Genomic DNA, 24,537 nt, shown 5'->3' with positions numbered 1-24,537 from the left:
CAGCTGAGACTACGCGGTGTGCAGGAAGCCACCCAGCTATGACGCGGCGGCTGTCTGCTCGGGCTTGAGTCCGCTCTCGATTCCTGAACGAAGTTCCTCCGAATCGGTGTGACCGTGCGAAGAGATGGCGTGCTCCACGGCGGCTTTGAGCACCTCTTCTTTTTCACCGGCAATCGTCAGCGTGCAGTTGTTCTCACTCGGCTGCTCACGGCAATCCACGACATAGCGCATGATGATCTGGCCTCCTCGACTGTTGTGACCGCTTCTCGAAGCGTCGTCGCGAAGCGGGTATTGGTGGCTCTTCAAGTGAACGCCGCGCACACCAATAAAACAACCGCCAACAGAGAAGTTCGTCCAATGCCTGACATCTTATCGCTGGTCTAAATCCGTTGTCGTGCACCAAGTTATCTGACGGGACTGTGAAATTACACTGCTGGATGTGTGGAGTTAGCCGGCAGCAGACTGCGACGGTGGCGCTGAACCACCCTGCGAGGAGTCGATGGTCATCAAGCGGATGATTTCCTCGCGGTCGCCGAGGGAGGGAACGCCCATGTCCGGTGTGTAACCGTAGACCTCGTGCAGGGGTGTCGAGCTGGTACGGCCCTGAAGAATATCGACCGACGTGGTGTCGATGAGCCCGGGGTGCTCGACGCCGCACGCCTCGGCCACTTTGACCAGGTCGCGGCGCAGCGTTTTGATGTAGTTCGCGGCCCTTTCGGCCTTGACCTCAGGCACCAAGCCGCGGGCCAACCAGCTGTTCTGGGTGGCGACCCCGGTCGGACAGGTGTCGGTATGGCACTTTTGGGCCTGGATACATCCAATTGCCAGCATCGCTTCGCGCGCGACGTTGACCATGTCGCAACCGAGCGCGAATCCAACGACCGCGTTGTCGGGAAGCCCGAGCTTGCCGCTGCCGATAAAGGCGATGTCCTCGTGTAGTCCGCGCTCGGCGAAAATGCGGTAGACCCGGGCGAACCCGAGCTGGAATGGCAGCGACACGCTGTCGGTGAAAATCAACGGTGCGGCACCGGTGCCGCCCTCACCACCATCGATGGTCACGAAGTCCACTCCCCGCCCTGTTTGGTTCATCAGGTCGGCCAGTTCGTACCAGAAATCAAGGTCACCGATTGCCGCCTTGATTCCCACCGGCAGGCCCGTTTCGGTAGCGAGTAGTTCGACCCAGTCGAGCAGGCTATCGGTGTCGGAGAACTCCGCGTGCCGTGAGGGACTGATGCAGTCACGCCCCTCCGGAACGCCGCGGGCGGCAGCGATTTCCGCACTGACCTTGGGAGCCGGGAGCAGGCCGCCCAAGCTGGGCTTCGCGCCCTGGCTGAGCTTGATCTCCAACGCGCGCACCGGCGCACCGGTGACCACGTCCTTGAGCATGTCCAGACTGAAGCGGCCCTGTTCATCGCGGCAGCCGAAGTAGGCGGTACCGATCTGAAAGATCAGTTCCCCGCCGTGTCGGTGATAGTGGGAAATACCCCCCTCCCCGGTGTTCTGCAGGCAGCCGGCCAGCTCAGCACCCCGGTTCAGGGCTTCCACTGCGTTGCCGGACAGCGACCCGAAGCTCATCGCCGAGATGTTGACCACCGAAGCCGGACGAAACGCACCGGGCCTGCGCCGTGCGGCCCCGATTACCTTCGCGCACGGCACCTCGACCTCGTGTGCTGCTCCCGGCGCCGACGGGGGCACCGCACGACCGAAGGTGCGGTGTTTGATCACCGGATAGCCGGCCGTGTATTCCATGTCGTTGTCGGTACCGAAGCCGAAATAGTTGTTCTCCTTCTTTGCCGAGGCGTACACCCACCGACGTTGATCGCGGGTGAAGGGACGCTCCTCGTTGTTCGCCGCGACGAGGTACTGCCGCATCTCCGGCCCGACAGATTCGATCAGGTACCGAGCATGCCCGACCAGGGGAAAGTTGCGCAGCAACGCGTGCTTGCGCTGAAAAAGATCACGCACAACCACAGCGCCTGCCGCCGACGCGGCTGCCGCTGCCACAGCAGTAGAAACCCGAGTCATGACGCCAGCGTAAACCGACCCCGAGGACCCATGCCCCGATGTCGCCATCTTGATACCGGCCAGCTTGCAAACTGGCCGGTCCTGTTTGCCACCAGGTCCGACCGGGTACCCGCCGGCAATGGACGATCAGCCCGCATCCAGCATCGAAAACTCCGGCGCATCCGCTGACGTGCATCTCGTTCTGCACGTCAACGGGGGTGATCGAGAGATTGAATGTGACCAGCGCACAACACTTTTGGATGCGCTCCGGGACCACTTGGACCTGACCGGATCCAAGAAGGGCTGCGACCGCGGTCAATGTGGTGCTTGCACGGTTCTGGTCGACGACCGGCGCGTCCTGAGCTGCCTGACGTTCGCCGTTGCCGCCCAGGGGCGGCAGATCACAACCATCGAGGGGATCTCCGAGATGGAATCGGGTACCGCATTGCAAGAAGCATTCGTGGACCATGACGGGTTCCAGTGCGGCTACTGCACGCCCGGTCAGATCTGCTCCGCAGTCGGGATGCTCGACGAGGTCAAACGCGGCTGGCCCAGTGCCGCGACAGCGGACATCGACGAACCCGTCGACGTGGTTCTGAGCGATACCGAAATCCGTGAGCGCCTGAGCGGGAACATCTGTCGTTGCGGTGCGTATGTGAATATTCTCGCTGCGGTCCGAAGTGTGGCTGCCGACACCGGACAGGACATGGCATGAAAACCTTTGATTACGTGGCGGCCACCAGTGCTGACGCCGCCGTCGAGCGCCTGGGCTCTGATCCGGACGCCCGCATTCTGGCCGGCGGAACCAACCTCGTGGATCTGATGAAGCTCGGTGTCGTCGAACCGGAGACGCTCATCGACATCGGATCGCTTCCCCTCGATGAGATCTCGACCGCGGACGGCGGCGGCCTGCGGATCGGTGCGACCGTCCGAAACAGTGATCTGGCCGCCCATCCGTTGGTGCGCACGCGGTACCCCGTGTTGTCGAAGGCGTTGCTCGCGGGCGCCTCCGGCCAACTCCGGAACATGGCGACCACCGGCGGGAACCTGTTCCAACGCACACGCTGCGGCTACTTCATGGACACCGGCAAGGCGTGCAACAAGCGAGATCCGGGGTCCGGTTGCTCGGCGATCAACGGCATCAACCGGGACATGGCAGTTCTCGGCGCCTCCGACGCCTGCGTTGCCACCCACCCCTCGGATATGGCTGTCGCGATGGCGGTGCTCGAGCCCGAAATCGACGTGCTCGGTCCCGCCGGGCGCCGAGCCGTTGCCTTCAACGATTTCTACCGTCTGCCCGGAGAGCATCCTGAATTCGACAACACCCTGGGTCGCGACGATCTGGTGACGGCGCTGACCATTCCCCCGCTGCCGGCCGCGCGGTCATCGACCTACCGGAAGGTCCGCGACCGGGCGTCATACGCCTTCGCGTTGGTGTCGGTGGCCGCCATCCTCACCGTTGACGACGGGCAGGTGTCGGCGGTGCGAATCGCTCTGGGATCGGTGGCGCACAAACCTTGGCGCGCAACCCGCGCCGAAGCTGCGCTGCTCGGCCGACCCGCCGTGAGATCCGAGTTCGCGGCGGCGATGGATCGTGAACTGACCACAGCTGAGCCTTTGTCGGACAACGCATTCAAGATCGGACTGGTCAAATCCGTCGCAACCCAGACGTTGGTCGAATTGGCCGCAGCGGAGGGACGCCGATGAGCACGCTCGGGGTTGGGCACGCACGCGTCGAAGGTCAGGACAAAGTACACGGTTCCGCGCGGTACACCGCCGATCTCCGACCGGCAAGCGGTGTCGTGCACTGCGCTCATGTGGGGGCCACTATCAATGTCGGTCGTGTGACACACGTCGATGTGGACCAGGCACTGCGACAGCCGGGTGTTCTCGGCGTGCTCTGGCATGGCAACGCGGTGGAACTTCCCGACATCGATGACAGCGAGTTGTTGATCTTGCAATCCGCAGACGTGCATTACCGCGGTCAGATCGTTGCCGCGGTGATCGCGGACTCGGCGGAGCGGGCGCGTGCCGCCGCCGACGCGCTGACGGTGCACTACGAATCCGAGGCGAAGTTCGACAACGTCCTGACCAGCGACCACCCCGATCTGTACGCGCCGGAGGAAGTGAATGCCGGGTTCCCGACGGACTCGATTCGCGGTGAACCCGAGGACGCGTTGGCTGCCGCCGAGATTGTCGTCGACCACTGGTACTCAACCCCTGCCATGCACAACAACCCGATGGAACCGCACGCCAGCACCGCGGCCTGGGAGCACACCGACGGTGGCGAATCGCTCACCGTCTGGGATTCGACTCAAGCACCGGCCGGTGTTCAAGACGATCTGGCCACGCTGTTCGGCATCGATGCACAACAGGTCCGGGTGATCGCCGAGCATGTCGGCGGCGGATTCGGCGGTAAAGGCAGCACTCGTCCCAACGCCGTGCTGGCGGTGATGGCTGCCAAACTGGTCGGCCGACCGGTTCGGGTCGTTCTGCCCCGCTCGGCGACCTTCGCGTTCGTGGGATACCGAACGCCCACCTACTCGCGGGTGGCTCTGGGCGCCGATGCATGGGGCAAGTTGAGCGTCGTCTGCCACGACACCGTCCAGCAAACCTCGAAGATCGTCGAGTTCGTGGAACAAACAGCAGAGGGGACCCGGCACATCTACGGTTCCGACCACAGCCGGACCACTCATCGCGTTGCTGCACTGGATGTTTCGACGCCGCGCTGGATGCGAGCACCTGGCGAGGCGCCCGGTATCTATGCGCTCGAGACCGCGATCGATGAACTCGCGCACGAACTGGGAATGGATCCGATCGAACTCCGCATCCTGAATGAACCGGCCTCGGATCCCGCCACCGGTACCCCGTTCAGCTCCCGTAGCGTGGTGGAGGCATTGCGGACCGGCGCTGATCAGTTCGGCTGGGCTGACCGCAACCCGCGGCCGGCGGCCACCATGCGCGGACGCAAGCTCATCGGTAGCGGAGTTGCACTGGCGTCATATCCGGCGATGACGGCGCCGAGCACTGCCCGAGCATGCGCCAACTCCGACGGCACCTTCGACGTGTCGGTGGCAGCGTCCGATATCGGGACCGGGGCACGCACGGTGCTGACTCAGATCGCCGCCGACGCCCTCGAGGTGGCCTTCGACTCCGTCCGACTGCATCTCGGTGATAGCAAACTGCCGAAGGCTCCGGGAGCCGGCGGATCGTCCGGTACATCGTCGTGGGGTTTCGCGGTGCACAAGGCATGCCGCGATCTTCACTATCAGCTCAATCAGATCGGGACTCCAGAGACCGCGTTGGAGGTCGTCGCCGACACCACCGAAGACCTGCACGCCCGCGCCCAGATGCCCCGTGAAGCATTCGGTGCCCAATTCGCACAAGTCGCCGTGGATGTGGACACCGGCGAGGTGACCGTTGAGCGGATGTTGGGCGTATTCGCAGTGGGGAAGGTCCTCAATCCACGCCTGGCCCGTTCTCAGCTCCTTGGTGGCATGACGTTCGGCATCGGGATGGCGTTGATGGAAGAGGGCCACCCCGATGCCCGGTACGGCGGGTTCGGCAACGAGAACATGGCCGACTATCACGTGCCCGCCCACGCAGATGTCCTTGACGTCGAAGCCATCTGGATCGATGAGGATGACGATCAGTTAAACCCGATGGGCAGCAAGGGTATCGGCGAGATCGGCAATGTCGGATCGGCTGCAGCGATTGCGAATGCGGTCTTCCACGCGACCGCTGTCCGGGTTCGGGACCTGCCGGTCCGGCCCGACAAGCTCGCCGGCCGGATCGATCCGACACTGAAGAACTGATGCGTGCGGTCCCCTAACGCGCCAGTGGATCGCGGGGCAGTCCCAGGATTCGCTCCGCGATTTGATTTCGGGTGATCTCCGACGTGCCGCCCGCGATGGACATCCCTCGCGCGGCGAGCACAAGCAGTCCGACCATCCTGCCGGGACCTTCGGTGAAAGCAACGTCGTTGCCGATGATCTGTGCCGAGAGTCGGGCCCGCTCGGCCAGGTGCTCCGCGAGAAGCAGCTTGGTCACATTGCCTTCCGGTCCCGGCGCGGCGCCGGCGACGCTGCGTGCCGCGCGCCGAAGATTCAACAAGCGCAACGCTTGGTCACCTGCAAAGAACTCGCCGACAACCGATTTCATGCCTTCGATGCGGTCGCCGTACCGCGTGGTCAATCCGAGCATGAATGCGGTTGCGCTTTCGATTCCCGGTGTCCCGCCGCCGATGCTCACCCTCTCGTTTCCGAGGGTCGCCCGCGCGACCGTCCAGCCGTCGTTCGGGGTACCGACCACATCGGTGTCGGGCACGAACACATCGGTGAAGAACACTTCGTTGAACTCGGCTCCACCGGTGATCTGGCGCAGGGGCCGGATGTCGACTCCGGGCGACTGCATATCGATGAGAACAGTTGTGATCCCCTTGTGCTTGGGAGCTTGCGGGTCGGTCCGGACCGTGGCCAGACCGCGCCGGCACAAGTGGGCACCGCTGGTCCACACCTTCTGGCCGTTGATGATCCATCCTCCGTCGACCCGCGTCGCACGAGTCTTGACCGCCGCGGCATCCGAGCCGGCATCAGGTTCGGAGAACAACTGGCACCACACCTCGTGGCCGGTCAGCGCGGAGCGGACGAAGCGGTCGATCTGATCCTGTGTGCCGTGCTGGATCAGGGTGAGAATGACCCAACCGGTGATGCTGTATTCGGGGCGCTTCACTCCCCCCGATGCCATCTCCTGCTCGATGACCAACTGTTCGACGGCATCGGCGCCGCGGCCCCACGGCAAGGGCCAGTGCGGCATCACGTAACCGGTCTCGATCAGCCGTTCGCGCTGAGCGTCACCGTCGACGGTGGCGATCTCGGCGATGTCCGCACGTACCCGTGCGCGAAGTTCCTCGGCCTCGGGCGGCAGATCAAGATTGTTGGGGCGGACGACCCCTGCGGCCGTCAGATCGAACACATCTCGCGCGGGTTCGTGACCGCCGAACAATCCTTGCAGCACGGTTGCGCGGCGGAGATGAAGATGGGCGTCGTGTTCCCAGGTGAAACCGATACCGCCGTGTACCTGAATGTTCAATTCGGCGTTGCGAACATAGGCGGGCAGTGCCAGCGTTGCGGCTGATGCCGCCATCAGCCGGAAGGCATCGACATCGTCGTCGGCGGCGCGAGCGGCGTCCCAGACGACAGCCAACGCTGCCTCAGATCCGACGAGCATGTTCGCGCAGTGGTGTTTGATCGCCTGAAACGAGCCGATGGTCCGGCCGAACTGCTCACGCACTTTCGCATAGTCGACGGCCGCGTCAAGGGCGTCCGTGGCGCCGCCGACTGCCTCTGCCGACACCAGGGTGCGGGTGACCGCGAGCGCTGCGGCGCCGAGCCCGGCGAGCTGAACCGCCTCCACCCCATCGAGGTTCGCGCGTCCGGACCGTCGGGTGGGATCGAGGTTCTCAGGAAATTCCACGATCAGATTCGGGGATGCGGTGTCGACGAGGAAGACGTCGTCACCGGTGATGAGTACCAGCAGGTCCGCCAGCGGACCGCCGAGAACGACGCCGGCGTCACCGTAAATACGACCGTCGTCACAGGTGAGCCCGGGCGCAATCCCGATCCCGGCGGTCATGGTTCCGTCGGCAAGCTTCGGGAGGAGCTCGGATTTGGCCTCATCGGCATCGCTTCGTGCGAGGATGGCCGACCCGATCACGGTCGGCAGGAAAGGGCCCGGCGCGATCGCGCTGCCGAGTTCGGTGACCACCACGACGAGTTCGGCTATCCCACAGCCGGATCCGCCGTATTCCTCCGGGATGTGAAGTCCCAGCCAGCCGATCGTGGCCATCTCGTGCCAGAACGTCGGCCGCTGCTCCTCCGGCGCATCGAGTAGTGCCCGCGATTCGGCGCGGAGTTTGCGCTCAATCGTGAAATCCCGCACCACGGAGGCCAACTCGATGTGATCCTCGGTCAGGGCAATACTCATCTGGGCTCCCGCTGTCGGTTCGTCAGGCTTCGCTGCATTCGTCGTGAATGCCTGATTTCACCACTTGCGAGCGTTCGAGACACCTGGATTCGCGCAGAGTGTCAGTGCCGTCCTTGGGCGGGCTGGAACAGTTCGATGAGATTTCCAGCGGGATCGCCGAGCAAGATCTGTTGGCCGCCCGGGCCCGCGACCAGGGCGCTCCGGAACTCGACGCCCTTGGCGCGCAGTCGCTCGACTTCCGCTTCGAGGTCATCGACGACGAGGTGGATGCGGTTGCGTCCGGCGTCAGCGTGGTCTGGCGGTGTTGCGCGAGCGCCGGAACTGGTCGGGCCGGACAGCAACAGGCGCAGCGATCCACGAACGACGTCGGCGAACGCGGGTGCGACGTCGGTGTTCACCGTGAACCCGAGGTGGTCGCTGTAGAACTCGATGGCCGCCCGGACGTCGTCGACGATGTAGCGGACGCTGACGTAGTCATGAGGTGATGTCATCTTCTTTCTCCTTCTTTGTCGATCAGTGCGGCGAGGACGGGAAGCAGGCAGCGAACGCGGCCGTCGATGTCCGCCGCGACGCGCTGGAAGATCGGATAACTGCCGCCGTCTGTGGCGGCCGGATCCGGGGTGCTCCAGTGGATACGTCGCGCGGCGGGGTACTCAGGGCAGACTTCACGGGCCTTGTCGCACAGGGTGATCACGGCATCGAATCGGTGACCGGCGAGACTGTCGAGGTGACGAGTTGACTGGCCCCTGATGTCGATTCCGAACTCTTGCCGCAGCACCCGAATCGCGTTCGGATGCAGCGCGGACTTGGGGTTGCTTCCGGCACTGGCTGCCGTCACCCGTTCTCCGGCGTGGTGTCGCAACAGCGCCTCTGCGATCACCGACCGGGCACTGTTTCCGCTGCACACAAAGAGCACCGCAGGCGGGGTTTGCGGATCGAATACCGCAGGTGCGGGACCGAGCCGCAATGCCGGGTGCAGGGCCAGCCCGGCATCGGTCAGCGCTTTGGCGCAGTGTTCCAGGTCCAGCCGGTAATAGCTGTCGCGTCCGTCGTACGTGCTGCGCGTGGCGGCTATCAGTCCGCCTTGCCGCAGCAAACGCAGATGGTATGAGACCAGATTCTGCGGTTGGCCGATGCGATTCGTGAGTTCGCGCACCCGGTAATCGCTGCCGGCCAATTCACCAAGTAGTTGCCACCGCAATGGATTCGCGGCCAGTTGCACAATCGGCGGGACGGCGGGAGCTGACTCCATCACCCCATGATACCCCGATACATCAATCTAATTTGATGGAATTTCCGGCATTCTCACTGTCGCAGTACTTGCCTCACCCGTGCGGCCTCGCGAGTGAGGTGGTCGCGTTCGGGCACGCTGGTGGCGATGTGGGATGCCTGCGTATACAGTTCGGCCGCCTGTAGGAGATCGCCGGCGCGTTCGTGGAGGTAGGCCGCCGCCGCGGTGTGCCGAGGAAGGTTGGGGTCGAGCTCTTCCAGGGCTGCCAGTCCGGCCTGAGGTCCGTCGGCCTCACCGACTGCCACCGCGCGATTGAGGCGGATCACCGGGCTGTCGGTGATGAGCAGCAGTTCGTCGTACCACTCCACGATCTGTACCCAGTCGGTCTCGGTGGTGCTGGGGGCATCCGCATGCAGCGCGGCGATGGCTGCCTGTGCCTGGTATTCGCCCAGTCGATCCCGGACCAGCGCCGCCTGAAGAATTGTGACTCCCTCGGCGATCAGGATTGTGTCCCAACGGGATCGATCCTGCTCCGCCAGCGGGACCAGCCGACCTCCCGGGCCGGTCCGAGACTCGCGGCGGGCATGATGCAACAGCATCAGGGCGAGTAGCCCGGCGACCTCCGGTTCGTCGGTCAAGGTGGCGAGCTGTCGAGTGAGACGGATCGCTTCGGCTGCGAGATCGACTTCTCCGCCGTATCCCTCGTTGAAGACGAGATAGAGGACCCGCAGTACCGTGCCGAGGTCGCCGGGCCGGTCGAGCGGCAGACCGGCAATCTTCTTCTTGGCACGGCTGATTCGCTGTGCCATGGTCGCCTCGGGCACGAGATGGGCCGTTGCGATCTGCCGTGTTGTCAAGCCACCCACTGCGCGCAGTGTCAACGCGACCGCCGCCGCCGGCGACAACGTCGGATGCGCGCACAGGAAGTAGAGGTGCAGCGTGTCGTCCGTGGCGGGTGCCGGGCCTGGTGGGGGTTCGACCTCCACGGCGAGTTCCCTCCCCCGCCGCGATGTCTCGGAGCGAACCGAATCGAGGAATCTGCGCCACGCGACCGACACGAGCCATGCCTTCGGATCGCGGGGCGGATCGTCGGGCCAGGTTTCCAGTGCCCGAATCAGGGCTTCTTGCACGGCATCCTCGGCCGACGCGAAATCTGCTCCGCGCCGGACGAGGACACCGATCACCGCGGGCACGAGGTCCCGCAGTAGAGACTCGTTCACTCGGTCACCGTGGGAGGCTCGGTGAGGAATGGACGAACCTCCAACCATTCCTGAATGGGTTTGCCCCCGGCCCCGGGCGCGGCGGACAGCTCCCCCGCCAGTTCCAGCGCGCGTTCCCACGACTCCACGTCGATGGCCATCCAGCCGGCGATGAGATCCTTGGTCTCGGCGAACGGGCCATCCGTCACCGGCGGACGACCTTCACCGTCGTGCCGCACGAACGTGCCTTCGGGTGCGAGGGCCTGGGCGTCGACGAACTCCCCGGTGCCCACCAATTTGTCCGCAAATTCGCGCATGAACTGGATGTGCGCATCTACCTCGTCCGGTGTCCACTGATCCATCGTCGTCCAGCCGTCAACGGGAGTCGGGCCGCCCCGGTAGTGCTTCAGCAGCAGGTACTTCATGGTCTATCTCCTTCGTTGTGGTGGCCCCGTGCGGCCACTTGTATCCCTGGGACGGAGCCGCCACCCCATTCTCGACATCCCAGGCCCAGATGGCTTGTTTTTCTCAACTCGTACCCGACTCGCTGATCGGGTTTACGATTCGTCTGAATGTGGTCGTGCGTCATGAGGTATTCCTGCAAACGATCGGATACTCGATGGATCTCGGTCTCACCGGAAGAATCGCGGTTGTCACAGGTGCGAGCAAGGGGATCGGTTTGGCCGTCACCAGCGCTCTGGCCGCCGAGGGGGTCCACGTTGTCGCCGGATCCCGCAGCCGGAGCCCTGACCTTGCTCGTCTGGAAGATCAGGGCCTGGTGTCGTTCGTCCCGGTGGATCTGACTACTCGCGAAGGTCCGATCGCGCTGGTCGAAGAGGCCGAAAGACTCGGTGGCGTAGACATACTCGTCAACAACGCCGGTGCAGTGACACCGCGACCCGCCGGATTCGCCAGTGTCACCGATGATCAGTGGTACGACTCCTGGACCCTGGGTGTCATGGCAACAGTGCGGACAACCAGGGCTGCGATACCACAGCTCCTTCGACGAGGTGGCGGCTCGATCGTCACCGTCAGCTCGGTGAACGCATTTCTCCCTGACCCTGGAGTCATCGATTACAGTGCAGTCAAAGCGGCACTCACCAACCTGTGTAAGTCGTTGTCGAAAGAACTGGGACCACAGGGAATTCGGGTCAACACCGTAAGCCCGGGCCCGGTGTCGACAGCGCTGTGGCTGGGCGAGGGCGGCGTCGCCGAGACGGTTGCCGGTGCGAGTGGTGCCTCAGCCGACGAGGTGGCCAAAGGTGTAGCAGCGCAATCGGTCACCGGGCGATTCACGACGCCCCGCGAAGTTGCTGACCTCATACTGTTCTTGGTCGGCGACACGTCGACAAATGTGACCGGATCAGACTTCACCATCGACGGCGGCCTGATTCAGACGCTGTGACACATTTCTTCGACAGAATGGAACCCAGATGACCGCTAGTCCCGGTAAGGCCAATCCCGTCATCTTCATCCACGGATTGTGGATTCACTCGAGTGCCTGGGCACCGTGGATCGAACTCTTCACCGAGAACGGCTACTCAGCCTCGGCCCCGGGCTGGCCGGGGGACGGTGACACCGTCCAACAGACTCGCGAGAACCCCGACGCATTGAACAACATTGGGATACAACAGATTTGCGAGCATTATGCCGAGATCATCAGTGCGTTGGACGTCAAACCGATTGTCATCGGGCATTCGTTTGGTGGCCTGATCGCACAAGAACTCCTCGCGAACGACCATGCGGTGGCGGCCATCGCCATAGACCCGGCGCCCATAAAGGGAGTCAAGGCTCTCCCCTTCTCTCAGCTGAAGTCCGGCTTTCCCGTCCTGTCCAACCCTGCGAACAAAAAGAAGACAGTGTCGTTGACCGCCAAGCAGTTCCACTACAGTTTCGGAAACACCCTCACTGAGGAGGCTTCCGGTGAACTGTTCGAGAAGTGGACGATACCGGGGCCTGGTCGGCCACTCTTCGAAGACGCGACCGCCAACTTCCACCGCGACTCTCCGGCGGCAGTCGATACTCACAAGGCGGTCCGGGGGCCATTGCTCCTGATCTCGGGCTCGGAGGATCACACCGTCCCCGCCAAGGTGACCCGTGAGGTATTGAAGATGTACGCCGACAGCGGTTCGGTCACCGACTATCAGGAATTCGAAGGTCGCGGGCACTCCCTGACCATCGACGACGGCTGGAAAGAGATAGCTGCCGCATCGCTGGCATGGCTTGGCGACAACGGGCAATAGGTCTCTCGCTACCATTGGCGCTTTCCAGGATTGGGAGTGCGAGATGCCGGACCTCACCGGGCGAGTTGCCCTTGTCACAGGCTCGACGAGTGGAATCGGACGGGCCACAGCTGCGAGGCTGGCGAGTGATGGCGCCTTCGTGATCGTCTCGGGCCGGGACCCTGAACGCGGGGACTCGGTCGTCGAGGCGATCACGGCCAATGGCGGGCAAGCCGTATTCATCGGCGCGGATCTGGCCGACGCCGAATCGGCCATCGCGCTGGCGACCGACGCACTGGCGGTCAAAGGGCAGGTCGATATCCTCGTCAACAACGCCGGGATCGCGGTCTCCGGATCGACGGCGGACGGCACTGAGAACGACTTCGACGCGCTCTACGCTCTCAACGTCAAGGCGCCGTACTTCCTTGTCGGCCAGATCGTTCCGACGATGATCGAGCGCGGGTCCGGCGTAGTCATCAACGTGAGCACCATGGTCGCAAGCTTTGGAAGTTCGTCGACCGCCATCTACGGATCGAGCAAAGCGGCGCTCAACCAGCTGACCAGGGACTGGGCGGTCGAGTTCGGCCCGAGCGGAGTACGTGTAAATACGGTTGCGCCCGGCCCCACCCGGACGGAAGCAACCGAACGCGTCATGGGACCTCTACTCCACAAGCTCGCCGCCAGATCGCCCCTGGGCCGTCCCGCAACACCGGACGAAGTCGCAGCGGTGGTTGCGTTCCTGGCAGGCGACGACGCGGCCATGGTTCATGGACAGCTCATCCACGTCGACGGCGGTCGCAGCATCCTCTAGCCGTCAGCCCTGCGTTGCGGTGGCGGCAGCCAGGATCGTCGTCGTGACTTCGCCGGGCCTGGACACCAGTGAGGCGTGCGAGGCGTCGACCTCGGTGGTGTGGCCTGCCGCTGCGCGTGACGCCATGAAGCGCTGCAACGCCGGCGGAATCACTCGATCCTGCTGGGACACGAGATACCAGCTGGGGACCTTCGCCCACGACGGGTCGCCGGACGGTTCGAGGTTGGCCACGAGGGCAGCGGACTTCTGATGCGCGAACATATCGGCCGCGGTGGCGTCGTCGACATCTTGTACGAAGGTCTCGTGGAAGTACGGCTCTGCGATGTAGCCGTCGACGTTGTAACCCCCGAGCCCGGTCGGATCTCCTTCGACAACCTTGAGTTCCAGGGCCGGCGGAAGCAGTCGGCTACCGGGATAGATCAGCGGGTTGAGGAGACCTTGGACGAACTCCCCGCGAGCGGGCGCAAACGCGGCGATGTACACGTTGGCAACAACGTCCGGATCATGGGTGTTGGTGATGACAGCGCCACCGTAGGAATGTCCGACGAGCACGATCGGGCCGCTGATGGTGGCGAGTTGCTTCTCGAGTTGGGCCGAATCGTTGGCCGGGCCCCGCAGAGGATTGTCAAAGGTCTGAACGGGATAGCCCTCGGCAGTCAGCGACGCGGCGACGTCACGCCAGCCGGAGGAGTCGGCGAAGGCACCGTGAACCAGGACAATCGTCGGTTTGACCACGGTCTGATGGGCATTCGCGGGAACTGCCGACAGGCAGAAGACCGCGACGCACATGGCGACGATCGCCGCCACGCGAATACGCTGCGACTGCCGTGTCGGACTCATCTGGGTACTGGTGGACGCCATGATCGATCCCTCTCATCGAGATTCGGTTGGAGTCAACGTAGTGGTGATCGGCCCGGGAGATCTGAATGTGAGTGCACTCCCCTGTTCTCACAGCGCACCCGCCGCCCGATGTGACCACGTGCTCGCTGAGTACATAACCGTGCACATTCCTTCAGTCCTACGCATCGCCGGCACCCTATGTTGTTCTCCGACAGGACATCTTTCATCGACGTTTGCCTACCGCGAAGGACTGATCATGCCGATTTACACCGCTCTCGATGGCACGGAGATCTACTACAAGGACTGGGGCACCGGCCGCCCGGTGATCCTCAGCCACGGATGGCCGCTGAGTTCGGACAGCTGGGAGGCCCAGCAGTTGTTCCTGGCGTCCAACGGCTACCGCGTCATTGCCCATGACCGCCGTGGACACGGCCGTTCCACGCAGTCGTGGGATGGCAACGACATGAACACATACGCAGACGATCTCGCCGGCCTCATCGAGTACCTCGACCTCCAGCAGATCACGCTGATAGGTTTCTCCACCGGTGGCGGCGAGGTGTCCCGCTACGTCGGCCGTCGCGGAACGAGCAGAATCGCCCAAATCGTGCTTGTGTCGGCGGTACCGCCATTCATGCTCAAGACCGACGACAATCCCGGTGGTGTGCCCATCGAGGTGTTCGACGGGATCCGGGCGGGTTCGCTGGCCGATCGCTCGCAGACATACCGAGATCTGGCCGACGGCCCGTTCTTCGGGAACAACCGTCCGGGCCAGGATCCGTCGCAGGGCATGCGTGACGCCTTCTGGCGACAGGGCCTGCAGGCCGGTGCCCGAAACGCCTACGAGAGCATCGCCGCATTCTCGGCCACCGATTTCCGGGAAGACCTCGACACCTTCGACGTACCGACCCTGGTCATCCACGGAGACGACGACCAAGTGGTGCCGTTCGAGGTTGGCGGCAAGGCGTCAGCCGAACGAATCAAGGGTGCCGAACTCAAGGTGTATGCCGGTGCGCCACATGGAATTACTGACACTCACAAAACAAAGCTGAACGACGACCTGCTGGCATTTCTGGAGTCCTATGCCGCTCCCTGAGCGTGTGCGGCGACGGGAATCCGCGCCGGATAATCGACAAAGCGGACATCCGGGCTGGCTAGGGCAACTCATAGCGCGGGTTGATCCCAATCGGCGTACGGTAAGTCCAATCGCCGGTTCTCCGAGGTGGTGGCTGTGAACTTCGACAGTGTCGAGCAAACGAGGTGATGCGTGCCGGTCATGTACCACTCGTCCCAGATCCCCGCGCACGAGCGAGCGGATGCACTGAAGTCGGTCTTTCTGGATCAGAGTTGGCCTCAGGACGTCGCGATCGAAGATCCGGCCGCGGCTGATGCAGTGCTGGAGGCCGCCGTGATCGGTCGGACCAGCATCTTCCAGGCGCACATCACCGGAATCACCTTGAGCCGCAATCCAAAGCAGATTCGGACCAGCCCCTCCGACGTGCTCGCGTTGGCGCGTCAGCGACGGAGCGTCGGACGGCACGAGCAGTTCGAAGCCCAGCGACAAGTACATCCCGGTGAGTTGATGCTGATGGACATGAACGCGCCCTATTCGTTCGGCTGGGAGGGCCCGGGTGCTTCGCAGGCCCTCTACGTTCCCATTGCGGAACTCGCGCTCGCTCACGAAGTGGTCGTGTCGGCGGCGTCCCGGCTACCGGCGAGCCCGCTGTACTCATTGGTCAGTTCACATATCGCGGACCTCTCCGCTGCCGGCGACGCACTCACCGCCACGCCGGCGGCGCACGACGTCGACGAAGCAACGATCAACCTCGCCCGGGCCATGCTCGCATCGGCCTACAACGCGGATTACGCCCGCGGGATGATGGCCGAGGTGCTACTTCCACGAATACGCGGCTACATCCGGCAGCACCTGTCGGACACGTCGCTGTCGCCGGACAAGATCGCGCGGGCCCACGACATCTCCACCCGAAAACTGTTCCGGCTCTGCGAAGATGCCGACTTCAGCCTCGAGCAGTGGATCATCACCAAACGCCTCGAGGGCAGCCGCGATGAACTCGCCCGCCCCGAGACCCAGGATGTCTCTGTCGCGACCATTGCCCGGCGATGGGGTTTCAGTAATCCTTCCTACTTCACGCGCCGCTTCCGCGAAATGTTCGGCGTCACTCCACGTGCTTGGCGGGACTTCGCAGCCTACGAGGACAGAGCCCGATGACAACGTTCGTCGAACCGTCGAATGCGCCCTATCAAGGCGTCGATCCTCACCTGATGATGTCGGAATCGCATCATGGTCGTGGCAGGACGTCCGTCGACGAGTGGGTCCTGGGCGACGGTTCCTGGCTGATGAGTTTTCGATATCACGGGCTGGCGGTGTCGTGCCCGCGTAACCGGCGCACCGACCCATCCACGCGGTTGCTCACCATGGCGGTCTTCGATCCCGGTGACTGGGCACTACTCCGACATGGGCAACCCGCGATTCAGCGGGCCGATGGCCCCACCCTTGTCGGCCTCGACCAGTCGTCCGCCTTCGACTTCCGGGGACACGGGGACGGATCCGCGGTTGCCGTCCACATCACCCACGCCCGACTGACTCTTGCCATCGAGACCGTGCGCCGGGGCCTCGAGCATCTGCATCCGGGACTGCCGATGTATCCCCTTGCGCTGCAACATCTCCAACAGCTCGGAGTCCTCGCTGCCACCAGCCCGCAGATGCTCGCCGACCTGAGCGCGAGCACGATCGGTGTCGTGCGATCGCTGCTGATCAGCTCGGCGGACGATGCCCTTGCTGTCGGCGCAGCCAACGATCTGATCACCCGGATCGAACGCTACATCGACGAGAACATCGATCAGAAGGACCTCGGCGCCGACACCATCGCCGCCGCCCACAACATCTCCGTCCGCCAGCTCTACAAGATCTGGCCCGCGAAACACGGCAGTCTCACCGGCCACATCGCGTCGAGGCGTCTCGGGCAAGCCCGCACCTCATTGCTGACGCACCAACACCTGAGCATCGCAGCCATCGCCCAGAAGCATGGATTCACCCATCCCACTCACTTCACCCAACGATTCCGGGCGACATACGGCGTCACGCCTTCCGGATGGCGCCGCCGGAACCAGTCGCTGTCCAGATAGCAGTGACCTGAGCAGTCCCGTCGCCGTCAGGACCGATGACGCTATCCACCATGGCCCACCTCACCGACGAGTTCAGCGTGGCTGGTTTGCGTAGTCCAGGATGACGTCGACGGCACGTGCGGCGCTCTGGCAGGCGCCTTCCATCGTGGTCGTCCAGTCGGTGCGCGTCCAGTCTCCGGCCAAGGCCAGCCCAGCAACCGCAGTCCGCTGGTCGGGGCGGATCCCGGACGAACCGGGCCGTTGGGCGAACGTCGATTTCGGCATCCGGACCACATGGCTGTGGATCACCTCTGCACCCGCGGCGTCGGGGTAGTACCGCCGGAGCATGTCCATCTGGGTCTCGGTGATCTCGGCATTCGACTTCTGCGTGAGTTCATACGCTGCCGATACCGTCGTCGAATAGAAGTGGTTTCGAGAAGCGTTGCGACTGTGCATCTGCTGGCGGTCCCAGACCTGTTCCAGCACTCCCTCACCGCCGTACAAGATTTCGCCCCAGTCGGTCATCCCGATCGAGCGGTCGAGGTAGAGGTTGACGCTCACGATCGGCACCGGGGTCAGATGCTCGATGGCCTCGTAGATCCGTTCGTGACCGGGAACCTGATCGAGCAGACCCTTCACATTCCACACCGGAACCGCACAGATGACAGCGCCCGCGGGAATCCGCTCACCGTCGTTGAGGATGACACCGGCGACTGTGCCGTCGACGACCTCGACTCCCGCGACCACCGCCCGATGTCGCACCTCGACACCGTTGTTGGCGAACGCCTTCTTGGCACCATCAATGAACAGTGTGTCGAGGTCGACGGTCGGGTATCCGATCGAGATCGGTGTCTTTGTCCGGCGCGCCTCGCGGATTCCGGTCACCAGCAGGTCGGCAGGCACTTTGGCCGACGAGATGTCCGGCTTGTCGGCGCGCAGGCCGGCAACCCTACCAAAGGCCGAACGCCGGGTGCCACCACCGGGCATTCGGACTGTCATATGCCCTGGGAAGCAAACACTTTCGCGAGTGCCGACACTGTCGAGGTAGCGCATGAGATGCACGTACCCACTGGCGAAGACGTGCTGCCCGTTGTCGGGCACGTCGTCGACGATGTCCAACGGTATCGCGGTCGTGCGACCACCCAGCGACCCCCGACGCTCCAGCAGGGTGACGCGATGCCCCGCCTCCGAAAGCCATAGCGCCGATGCCAATCCGGACAATCCCCCACCTATGACCACGCAATGCATGAGGTGAGAGTAGCCGCCCACACCGACCGAACACACGCGTATTCAGATGCGCTTTCAGAACAGAACTGTGCACACTGAGCCCGGTTCTCGGGTGGTCCCAGCCAGTAACTTCTCAAATCGGGCACCATGCCCGCCTCGACGCCATGCTCGGCATCTGTGAGAAAGGACCACTCCATGACCAGTTCTGCAGCAACCCCGGACACGATCGTCTTGATCCATGGACTCTGGATGACCCCACGTAGTTGGGAAGGCTGGGTGGCACATTACGAGGCCCAGGGCTACAAGGTGCTGACGCCGGCCTATCCGGGATTCGAGATCGAAGTGGAGGCGTTGCGTGAGAATCCCGACGTCATCGCCAAGCTCACTGTCCCCGAAACCGTGGATCACCTTGCGTCGGTGATCGAATCGGTTGCCACACCGCCGATCCTCATCGGTCATTCGTTCGGCGGAACGCTCACCCAATTGCTGGTGGCCCGCGGTTTGGGGTCCGCAGCGGTGGTGGTGGATTCCGCACCGACCGAAGGTGTTCGGGTGAACCCGCCGTCGCAGATCAAGTCCCTGTTCCCGGTCCTGAAGAACCCTGCGAATCGTCACAAGGCAGCCGGATTCACGCCGAAAGAGTTTCATTACGCCTTCACCAACACCCTGTCGGAGGAGGAGTCGCAGAAGGTCTACGACCGCTATCACATTGGTGCGCCCGGCAATTGGGTCTGGGCATACGGCCTCATCGCCAACTTCAAACCGGGACACCAGGAGACCTGGGTCGACTACAGCAAGGACGATCGCGCACCGTTGCTGTTCATCGCGGGCGGCGCCGACCACATCATGCCTCCGTCGGTGAACAAATCCAACGCAAAGCACTATCACAAGTCATCGGCACTGACCGACTTCTACGAGTTCGAGGGTCGGTCGCACTGGACGTGTGCCGAGCCGGGCTGGGAGGCGGTGGCCGACTACGCACTCGAATGGGCACTGAAGAACGCGGCTCCGCCGGCACCTGCCGGGTAACGGCCGGTGGATCATCGTCGGAGCGCGCGCACCAGCCGGACAAAACGCTTGTGGTCGGCGAGATCCTCCACCAGGACCGGATTCTCGTCACCATCGGCCAGCGGGATCGACCAGTTGGAGTACTGACTTTCGTCGGTTCCCGGTTGATTCTGGATCCGGCGTTCACCCACCGCATCGACCAGTGCGACACCGAGGAGCACGGACGGGCTGCGCGCGACCAAAGCGTGCAGTCCGTCGACCACGGCCTCGGTGTCGGCGTCGTCCGTGATCAGACCCCGGTCGCGGGCCATCTGGATGATGGCGTCCCGATCGCGGGCGTCGGCCGCGCGTTCGGTCGCTTCGTCCTGTTCGAGCAGTCCGAGTTCCGCGCGTAGCCGAATATGTTCTCCTGCCAGGTATCCCGCGGTCGGTGGCAGGTCATGGGTGTTGACGGAGGTCAAACACAAACGCCGGTATGACTCCGGCGGAATGGGTGCGTGGTCGCCGTGTTCGAACCACAGGATCGATGTACCCAGGATGCCCCGAGCGCTGAGGTAATCCTGCACCATCGGCTCGAACACCCCCAGGTCTTCGCCGATGACCACGGCTCCGGCGCGTTGCGCTTCGAGCACCAGGATCCCGATCAGGGCCTCATGATCGAACCGCACATAGGTGCCGGCGGCCGGTGATGCGCCGGCCGGGATCCACCAGAGCCGGAACAGGCCCAGGATGTGATCGATCCGCACACCCCCCGCCCGCCTCAGGATCGTCCGGAGCATGTCGCGGTACGGAAGGTAGCCTTCCTCCGCCAGGCGCCGTGGATGCCACGGCGGCTGATTCCATAGCTGCCCTTGCTGATTGAAGGCATCCGGTGGTGCACCCACGGAGACACCGGTGGTCAACACATCACCGAGAGCCCAGGCATCCGCGCCACCCTGCTGCACACCGACCGCCAGATCGAGGATGATGCCGATCTCCATACCGGCGTCGAGTGCAACCTGCTGTGCCGTGGCCAACTGTTCGTCGCAGATCCATTGCAGCCAGCTGTAAAACGCGATCCGATCGGCGAGTTTGATCCGCAGATGGGCCACACCCTCGGGGTCGCGCAACGTCTTTCGCCATTTCGGGCTGGCTGCGCCGTATTTCTCGATCAGTGCACACCATGTCGCGAACTCGAGCAGGCCGTGGCCTTCCTCGGCCAGGTATTTGTCGAGTTTCCCGCGGCGACGTGGGCTCAGCGGGACGCGGAAGACGGACTCGAGGATCCGTAACTTGGCCCGGTACACCGAATTGCGCCGAATCCGGTGGGGATCCGTGTTCAACTTGGCGAGCTTTGCGGCAAGGGCCCGCATCTGGTGATGGGCCTCATCGGTGAGCATTGAGGCTTCGGGGATGTCTTCGACGCGTATGTAGATGGGGTTGACGAAGCGTCTGGTGGTCGGCAGGTACGGCGATCTCTCCATCGGCGGCTGCGGCTCGGCGGCGTGCAATGGATTGACGAGCACGTAGTCGGCACCGTGGACCGAACCTGCGACATGAGCGATGTCGGCGAGGTCGGACAGGTCTCCGATCCCCCACGAACGACGTGACCGCACCGAATACAACTGCGTCGCAAGGCCCCACCGTTGATCGTGGGACAACCTGTCGGCGGTCGTCAGTCGGGCCGGTGTCACGGCCAGCGTGCACTGCGCGATCGGGAGTCCGTCGGGGTCGTCGCCGACCGCAGCGTGCACAGTGTGCCAGCCGGTCGGTAGTCCCGGCGGAATGGCGAAAGTGGCGCGGCCGACAAGCGCTCCGTCGACCTCCCGGGGATCCACCCAGATGTTGAGCTGAGGGGCATCTCTCCGGTCACCGTCTTCGGTGATCACCCACAACTGCACGGCGTCGCCGTGTGGCACATGGACTTCGATGGTGGCCTCGGCGCCCTCGATGACCACGACGACCGGTGGGAGTGTGCGGCGCCAGGGACCGAATTCGAGATCGGTCCGCGCCTGATCGATCTCCTCCGAAGACGAGGCCGGAACCCCGAGTGCGGCGAGGATGTGTTGCAGGGTCTCGACGGAGACCTCGCGCTTGGCCTTGTCCCATCCCTCGTAGGCCGTGGCGACGCCACAGCGTTCGGCAAGATCTCTCAGCTGCTCCACGTAGCCCACGATCTTGATGCTGCCAGGTTCGGGCAGGTCGCGCTGACCAAACAACCCGCGGTTAGTCGGGTGTTCGCAGATCCTTACGCAACGGGTGGTCTGCGGGTACCTGAACCAGGATGATGGACGTACCGTCGGGGTCGGTGATGTGCATCTCGATCAGCCCCCAGGGTTCGGTCCGGGCCTCACGGACGATCTCGACGCCGCGGCCTTCCAGCTCGGCCTGTGTGGCCGCGAGGTCGCGCACCTGAAGCCACAGCACTGATGTGCTGGGGCCGTCGCCGCCTGCCAGGTGTGCGGCGACCTCGATCAGTGTGCCGCCGCCGAAGAAGACGGTTCCGCCCGGATACTCCCGGGCGATGGCCAGTCCCAGTTGATCGCGATAGAACGCCAGCGTTGTGTCGGGGTCGGCCGGGCGCAGGATGATTCGGCCACTGAGAACGTCCATGTGTCTTGTCTACCGGACGAATCGGTCATCTCCGCGCAGGATCGGCGATGGCGCGTTTCTCGCTTCCTCGTCGGATGGGCGCATTGGTGGTAAAGGTGGAGGTGGAGTGCATGTGATGCAGAATCTTGTCCCTGTGCTCCGGTCGAAACCGGACGGCACACGCTGTGTCGACTGATGTGAGGAGTTCGACTGTGGGACAACCGATACCAGCCCCTGATCCACCCCGGCCCGATCCGGGTACCGAGCCTCCGACACCACCGATACCGGAGCCGGAGCCGCCAATCCCCTCACCTGATCCGGTGCCGAGCCCGCCTGGACCCGACCCGGCGACCCCGATGCCGGGGCCGAAGGTGATCTAGACGGGATCAGCGGTAGACGGTGAGTGCTCGAGGTTCGACCTGGATGACGATGTTGTCCACGGGATCCTCGACCTCCCCGTCATGTGCGGACCGGATGGGGCCGGACAATGATCGGACCTCGATTCGATCCGACTGGACCGAACCCAGCACCCTGGTCTGCGCGACGGTTCCGAAGAGGGATGCGATCACGGCCGTGGTCCGTCCGAGTCGCTTATCCGCTCGGAGATACTGCAGGTCCAGAACTCCATCGGCGAGATCAGAACGGGTCGCCGGATTGAGACCGCGTGGGCGATAGGTCCCGTTGCCGACAAAGATGGCCCACACCGGATGCTCTTCACCGTTGATGTCGAGCCGGATCGGCTTGGTGCCCTTGAATGTCCGATACATCGCATAGGCAGCGGCCGGCCACTTCCCGATCCGGTGTTCGAGGCGCTCACGGAGCCGGACCATTTCCGGGTACCCGCCCAGTCCGGCGGTGTTGAGAAAGATCTTCCCATTGACCCGTCCCACATCGACTGTCCCGGCGGACCCCGAGACCACGGCCGCCGCGGTGTCCGCGAAGGCTTCGAGGTCGAGTGCCTTGGCGAAATGATTGAGGGTCCCGGACGGGAAGACTGCCAGCGGCAGATCCCGATCGATGGCCAACTGCGCAACCGTGGCAACGGTGCCATCGCCCCCGGCCACCGCCAGAGCGCGAGCATCGGAAGCGACCTGTTCGGCCAACGGGGTATCGGGATCCCACTGCACGATCCGGGCCAGCGGCAGAGCCTCGCGGATCGCGTCCTCGGCTCCGTGTGAACTGCCGGAACGTCGATTTGTCACGACGGTCAAACCCTCGCCGTCGGGTAGCGCCGGTGCTGTCCCGGGTGCTGTCCGGGCCGCACCCCCCGGTGGGGCCGGCCAGAGATAGTGGCCGGCGTAGGCCACCGCCGCCCCGACCGCCACACCGGCAACAACATCGCTCCGATGATGGACGCCGAGGTAAACCCGCGAATACGCGACTGCGGTGGCCAGCGGCGCCAGGACGAACAGCGTCCGTGGACGCTCCAGCGCCGCGCCCACGGCAAAGGCGGCCGCCGATGCGCTGTGCCCACTGGGAAACGACGACGTCCAGGGCATCCGGCGCAGTGCGGGTGGGAGCAACGGATCAACCTCTGGACGACGTCGGTCGAACATCGGCTTGAGTACCGCATTCGACAGGAAACTCGCCCCTGCCAGCGAACCGACTCCACGCAGACCCGCTCGGCGATAACGGTTTCCGCCGCAGGCAAGCACGCCTGCGACGGTGAACCAGAGTTTGCCATGATTTGCCGACAAGGTCAGATATCGCAGCGCGGGTTCGGCACGACGGGGATCGCGCGCGAGGCTTGATCTGCTGTTTTCACTCACCAGTGCAGTCTAGGTACCGCGACCGGTTCGAGTTGGGTGCATCGCCCGATCAGCTGTGGATGATGCACGTGGTGGTGGCATGGGCAAGCAGTTTGCCGCTCTCGTCATACACCTGACCTTCGGCCGTCGCGGTCCGGCGTCCGACGTGGATCACCTTGCCGTGACCGATGATTCGACGTCCATCGGTGGGAACCGAGCGGATGTAGTTGACCTTGAGTTCCAGGGTTCCGTAGCCGACGCCTGCCGGCAGGGTGCTGTGGACTGCGCAACCCATCACAGAATCGAGGAGTGTGGCGCACACTCCGCCGTGGAGTGATCCGATCGGGTTGGTCATGTCCGGGCGGGTAACGAGACTGAATCGAACCTCTCCGACCTCGAGGCTTTCGTACTCCATACCCATCAGCTGCCCGATATTCGGTTGCCGATCGGTGAGTGAGGTGAAATGCCGGAGAACCTCGAGCCCGGTCATCTCCTCGATGCGAGGTGACGGCGTTGCCGCAGTTGCGGTGTCCGAAGGTTCGACTGGGGCAGTCATGGGCGGTCCTTC

Annotated in this window: 23 protein-coding genes; 10 read left to right on the top strand and 13 right to left on the bottom strand. The window is 63.8% G+C overall.

What is annotated here, in order from left to right; all coding sequences use genetic code 11:
• Positions 1 to 36: 36 nt before the first annotated feature.
• Positions 37 to 231: a DUF1059 domain-containing protein gene (locus H290_RS0114550; protein ID WP_028463199.1), complete on the bottom strand. Its 195-nt coding sequence runs from the start codon at positions 229 to 231 to the stop codon at positions 37 to 39.
• A gap of 216 nt (positions 232 to 447) precedes the next feature.
• Positions 448 to 2,025, bottom strand: coding sequence for an FMN-binding glutamate synthase family protein (locus H290_RS0114545; RefSeq protein ID WP_028463198.1), 1,578 nt, complete (start codon positions 2,023 to 2,025; stop codon positions 448 to 450).
• Between the two features lie 118 nt (positions 2,026 to 2,143).
• Between H290_RS0114545 and H290_RS0114540 the strand changes: the two genes are divergently transcribed.
• Genes H290_RS0114540 through H290_RS0114530 form a run of 3 tightly spaced genes read left to right on the top strand, consistent with a single transcriptional unit; the run spans position 2,144 to position 5,819 of the window.
• Entirely contained in the window at positions 2,144 to 2,719 is a 576-nt protein-coding gene (locus H290_RS0114540; RefSeq protein WP_020107543.1) for a 2Fe-2S iron-sulfur cluster-binding protein, read from the top strand.
• The gene (locus H290_RS0114535; protein WP_020107542.1) at positions 2,716 to 3,711 is read left to right on the top strand and encodes a xanthine dehydrogenase family protein subunit M; all 996 of its coding nucleotides are present in this window, start codon (positions 2,716 to 2,718) and stop codon (positions 3,709 to 3,711) included. The genes H290_RS0114540 and H290_RS0114535 overlap by 4 nt, the downstream gene beginning before the upstream one ends.
• Positions 3,708 to 5,819: a xanthine dehydrogenase family protein molybdopterin-binding subunit gene (locus H290_RS0114530; protein WP_020107541.1), complete on the top strand. Its 2,112-nt coding sequence runs from the start codon at positions 3,708 to 3,710 to the stop codon at positions 5,817 to 5,819. Before H290_RS0114535 ends, H290_RS0114530 begins: the two co-directional genes overlap by 4 nt.
• A gap of 13 nt (positions 5,820 to 5,832) precedes the next feature.
• Here the strand turns inward: H290_RS0114530 and H290_RS0114525 are convergent, their stop codons facing one another.
• The 5 genes from H290_RS0114525 to H290_RS0114505 all read right to left on the bottom strand — a co-directional run bounded on the left by H290_RS0114525 (position 5,833) and on the right by H290_RS0114505 (position 10,844).
• Complete coding sequence (locus H290_RS0114525; RefSeq protein ID WP_020107540.1) at positions 5,833 to 7,989, bottom strand: acyl-CoA dehydrogenase; 2,157 nt, start codon at positions 7,987 to 7,989, stop codon at positions 5,833 to 5,835.
• A 101-nt stretch (positions 7,990 to 8,090) separates the two neighbouring features.
• The gene (locus tag H290_RS0114520; RefSeq protein WP_020107539.1) at positions 8,091 to 8,480 is read right to left on the bottom strand and encodes a VOC family protein; all 390 of its coding nucleotides are present in this window, start codon (positions 8,478 to 8,480) and stop codon (positions 8,091 to 8,093) included.
• Positions 8,477 to 9,241: an ArsR family transcriptional regulator gene (locus H290_RS0114515; protein WP_020107538.1), complete on the bottom strand. Its 765-nt coding sequence runs from the start codon at positions 9,239 to 9,241 to the stop codon at positions 8,477 to 8,479. Before H290_RS0114515 ends, H290_RS0114520 begins: the two co-directional genes overlap by 4 nt.
• A gap of 53 nt (positions 9,242 to 9,294) precedes the next feature.
• Positions 9,295 to 10,440 (bottom strand): RNA polymerase sigma factor, encoded by a 1,146-nt coding sequence (locus tag H290_RS0114510; RefSeq protein ID WP_020107537.1) that lies wholly within the window; start codon positions 10,438 to 10,440, stop codon positions 9,295 to 9,297.
• Complete coding sequence (locus tag H290_RS0114505; RefSeq protein ID WP_020107536.1) at positions 10,437 to 10,844, bottom strand: YciI family protein; 408 nt, start codon at positions 10,842 to 10,844, stop codon at positions 10,437 to 10,439. Before H290_RS0114505 ends, H290_RS0114510 begins: the two co-directional genes overlap by 4 nt.
• 194 nt (positions 10,845 to 11,038) lie before the next feature.
• Between H290_RS0114505 and H290_RS0114500 the strand changes: the two genes are divergently transcribed.
• From H290_RS0114500 to H290_RS0114490, 3 genes are read left to right on the top strand one after another with little or no spacing between them, the layout of a single operon-like run.
• Entirely contained in the window at positions 11,039 to 11,824 is a 786-nt protein-coding gene (locus tag H290_RS0114500; protein ID WP_028463196.1) for an SDR family NAD(P)-dependent oxidoreductase, read from the top strand.
• Between the two features lie 28 nt (positions 11,825 to 11,852).
• Entirely contained in the window at positions 11,853 to 12,662 is an 810-nt protein-coding gene (locus H290_RS0114495) for an alpha/beta hydrolase (protein WP_020107534.1), read from the top strand.
• 43 nt (positions 12,663 to 12,705) lie between these two features.
• Positions 12,706 to 13,452 carry an SDR family NAD(P)-dependent oxidoreductase gene (locus tag H290_RS0114490; RefSeq protein WP_020107533.1) on the top strand — a complete coding sequence of 249 codons (747 nt, stop codon included), beginning with the start codon at positions 12,706 to 12,708 and terminating at the stop codon, positions 13,450 to 13,452.
• A gap of 3 nt (positions 13,453 to 13,455) precedes the next feature.
• Here H290_RS0114490 and H290_RS0114485 read toward each other — a convergent pair whose 3' ends face one another.
• Positions 13,456 to 14,313, bottom strand: a complete 858-nt coding sequence (locus tag H290_RS0114485; protein WP_020107532.1) for an alpha/beta hydrolase — start codon at positions 14,311 to 14,313, stop codon at positions 13,456 to 13,458.
• Positions 14,314 to 14,548: 235 nt separating this feature from the next.
• Here H290_RS0114485 and H290_RS0114480 point away from each other — a divergent pair, with 235 nt between their 5' ends.
• The 3 genes from H290_RS0114480 to H290_RS28640 all read left to right on the top strand — a co-directional run bounded on the left by H290_RS0114480 (position 14,549) and on the right by H290_RS28640 (position 17,436).
• Positions 14,549 to 15,385, top strand: a complete 837-nt coding sequence (locus H290_RS0114480) for an alpha/beta fold hydrolase (RefSeq protein ID WP_020107531.1) — start codon at positions 14,549 to 14,551, stop codon at positions 15,383 to 15,385.
• 180 nt (positions 15,386 to 15,565) lie between these two features.
• Positions 15,566 to 16,519 carry a helix-turn-helix domain-containing protein gene (locus H290_RS0114475; protein ID WP_155976861.1) on the top strand — a complete coding sequence of 318 codons (954 nt, stop codon included), beginning with the start codon at positions 15,566 to 15,568 and terminating at the stop codon, positions 16,517 to 16,519.
• Complete coding sequence (locus tag H290_RS28640; protein ID WP_020107529.1) at positions 16,516 to 17,436, top strand: AraC family transcriptional regulator; 921 nt, start codon at positions 16,516 to 16,518, stop codon at positions 17,434 to 17,436. The genes H290_RS0114475 and H290_RS28640 overlap by 4 nt, the downstream gene beginning before the upstream one ends.
• Positions 17,437 to 17,508: 72 nt before the next feature.
• Here H290_RS28640 and H290_RS0114465 read toward each other — a convergent pair whose 3' ends face one another.
• Complete coding sequence (locus tag H290_RS0114465; RefSeq protein ID WP_028463194.1) at positions 17,509 to 18,663, bottom strand: FAD-dependent oxidoreductase; 1,155 nt, start codon at positions 18,661 to 18,663, stop codon at positions 17,509 to 17,511.
• Positions 18,664 to 18,837: 174 nt separating this feature from the next.
• Here H290_RS0114465 and H290_RS0114460 point away from each other — a divergent pair, with 174 nt between their 5' ends.
• The gene (locus H290_RS0114460) at positions 18,838 to 19,671 is read left to right on the top strand and encodes an alpha/beta hydrolase (RefSeq protein WP_020107527.1); all 834 of its coding nucleotides are present in this window, start codon (positions 18,838 to 18,840) and stop codon (positions 19,669 to 19,671) included.
• Between the two features lie 11 nt (positions 19,672 to 19,682).
• Here the strand turns inward: H290_RS0114460 and malQ are convergent, their stop codons facing one another.
• From malQ to H290_RS0114440, 4 genes are all read right to left on the bottom strand, one after another.
• Entirely contained in the window at positions 19,683 to 21,803 is a 2,121-nt protein-coding gene (malQ, locus tag H290_RS0114455) for a 4-alpha-glucanotransferase (RefSeq protein WP_028463193.1), read from the bottom strand.
• A gap of 52 nt (positions 21,804 to 21,855) precedes the next feature.
• Complete coding sequence (locus H290_RS0114450; RefSeq protein ID WP_020107525.1) at positions 21,856 to 22,242, bottom strand: VOC family protein; 387 nt, start codon at positions 22,240 to 22,242, stop codon at positions 21,856 to 21,858.
• A gap of 365 nt (positions 22,243 to 22,607) precedes the next feature.
• Positions 22,608 to 23,990, bottom strand: coding sequence for a bifunctional phosphatase PAP2/diacylglycerol kinase family protein (locus H290_RS0114445; protein ID WP_020107524.1), 1,383 nt, complete (start codon positions 23,988 to 23,990; stop codon positions 22,608 to 22,610).
• Between the two features lie 49 nt (positions 23,991 to 24,039).
• A complete protein-coding gene (locus H290_RS0114440) occupies positions 24,040 to 24,525 on the bottom strand; it encodes a PaaI family thioesterase (protein ID WP_020107523.1) in 486 nt (161 codons plus the stop codon).
• Positions 24,526 to 24,537 lie beyond the last annotated feature (12 nt).

The organism is Nocardia sp. 348MFTsu5.1 (assembly GCF_000383535.1).
GTDB classification, from domain to species: Bacteria; Actinomycetota; Actinomycetes; order Mycobacteriales; family Mycobacteriaceae; genus Williamsia; species Williamsia faeni.
Note: the sequence above shows the minus strand (reverse complement) of the source record. Positions and strands in the feature narration are given on the sequence as shown.

Coding starts and splice junctions, on each gene's coding strand:
- H290_RS0114550 (WP_028463199.1), bottom strand. CDS start 231: ATGCGCTATGTCGTGGATTGCCGTGAGCAGCCGAGTGAGAACAACTGC.
- H290_RS0114545 (WP_028463198.1), bottom strand. CDS start 2,025: ATGACTCGGGTTTCTACTGCTGTGGCAGCGGCAGCCGCGTCGGCGGCA.
- H290_RS0114540 (WP_020107543.1), top strand. CDS start 2,144: ATGGACGATCAGCCCGCATCCAGCATCGAAAACTCCGGCGCATCCGCT.
- H290_RS0114535 (WP_020107542.1), top strand. CDS start 2,716: ATGAAAACCTTTGATTACGTGGCGGCCACCAGTGCTGACGCCGCCGTC.
- H290_RS0114530 (WP_020107541.1), top strand. CDS start 3,708: ATGAGCACGCTCGGGGTTGGGCACGCACGCGTCGAAGGTCAGGACAAA.
- H290_RS0114525 (WP_020107540.1), bottom strand. CDS start 7,989: ATGAGTATTGCCCTGACCGAGGATCACATCGAGTTGGCCTCCGTGGTG.
- H290_RS0114520 (WP_020107539.1), bottom strand. CDS start 8,480: ATGACATCACCTCATGACTACGTCAGCGTCCGCTACATCGTCGACGAC.
- H290_RS0114515 (WP_020107538.1), bottom strand. CDS start 9,241: ATGGAGTCAGCTCCCGCCGTCCCGCCGATTGTGCAACTGGCCGCGAAT.
- H290_RS0114505 (WP_020107536.1), bottom strand. CDS start 10,844: ATGAAGTACCTGCTGCTGAAGCACTACCGGGGCGGCCCGACTCCCGTT.
- H290_RS0114500 (WP_028463196.1), top strand. CDS start 11,039: ATGGATCTCGGTCTCACCGGAAGAATCGCGGTTGTCACAGGTGCGAGC.
- H290_RS0114495 (WP_020107534.1), top strand. CDS start 11,853: ATGACCGCTAGTCCCGGTAAGGCCAATCCCGTCATCTTCATCCACGGA.
- H290_RS0114490 (WP_020107533.1), top strand. CDS start 12,706: ATGCCGGACCTCACCGGGCGAGTTGCCCTTGTCACAGGCTCGACGAGT.
- H290_RS0114485 (WP_020107532.1), bottom strand. CDS start 14,313: ATGGCGTCCACCAGTACCCAGATGAGTCCGACACGGCAGTCGCAGCGT.
- H290_RS0114480 (WP_020107531.1), top strand. CDS start 14,549: ATGCCGATTTACACCGCTCTCGATGGCACGGAGATCTACTACAAGGAC.
- H290_RS0114475 (WP_155976861.1), top strand. CDS start 15,566: ATGTACCACTCGTCCCAGATCCCCGCGCACGAGCGAGCGGATGCACTG.
- H290_RS28640 (WP_020107529.1), top strand. CDS start 16,516: ATGACAACGTTCGTCGAACCGTCGAATGCGCCCTATCAAGGCGTCGAT.
- H290_RS0114465 (WP_028463194.1), bottom strand. CDS start 18,663: ATGCATTGCGTGGTCATAGGTGGGGGATTGTCCGGATTGGCATCGGCG.
- H290_RS0114460 (WP_020107527.1), top strand. CDS start 18,838: ATGACCAGTTCTGCAGCAACCCCGGACACGATCGTCTTGATCCATGGA.
- H290_RS0114450 (WP_020107525.1), bottom strand. CDS start 22,242: ATGGACGTTCTCAGTGGCCGAATCATCCTGCGCCCGGCCGACCCCGAC.
- H290_RS0114440 (WP_020107523.1), bottom strand. CDS start 24,525: ATGACTGCCCCAGTCGAACCTTCGGACACCGCAACTGCGGCAACGCCG.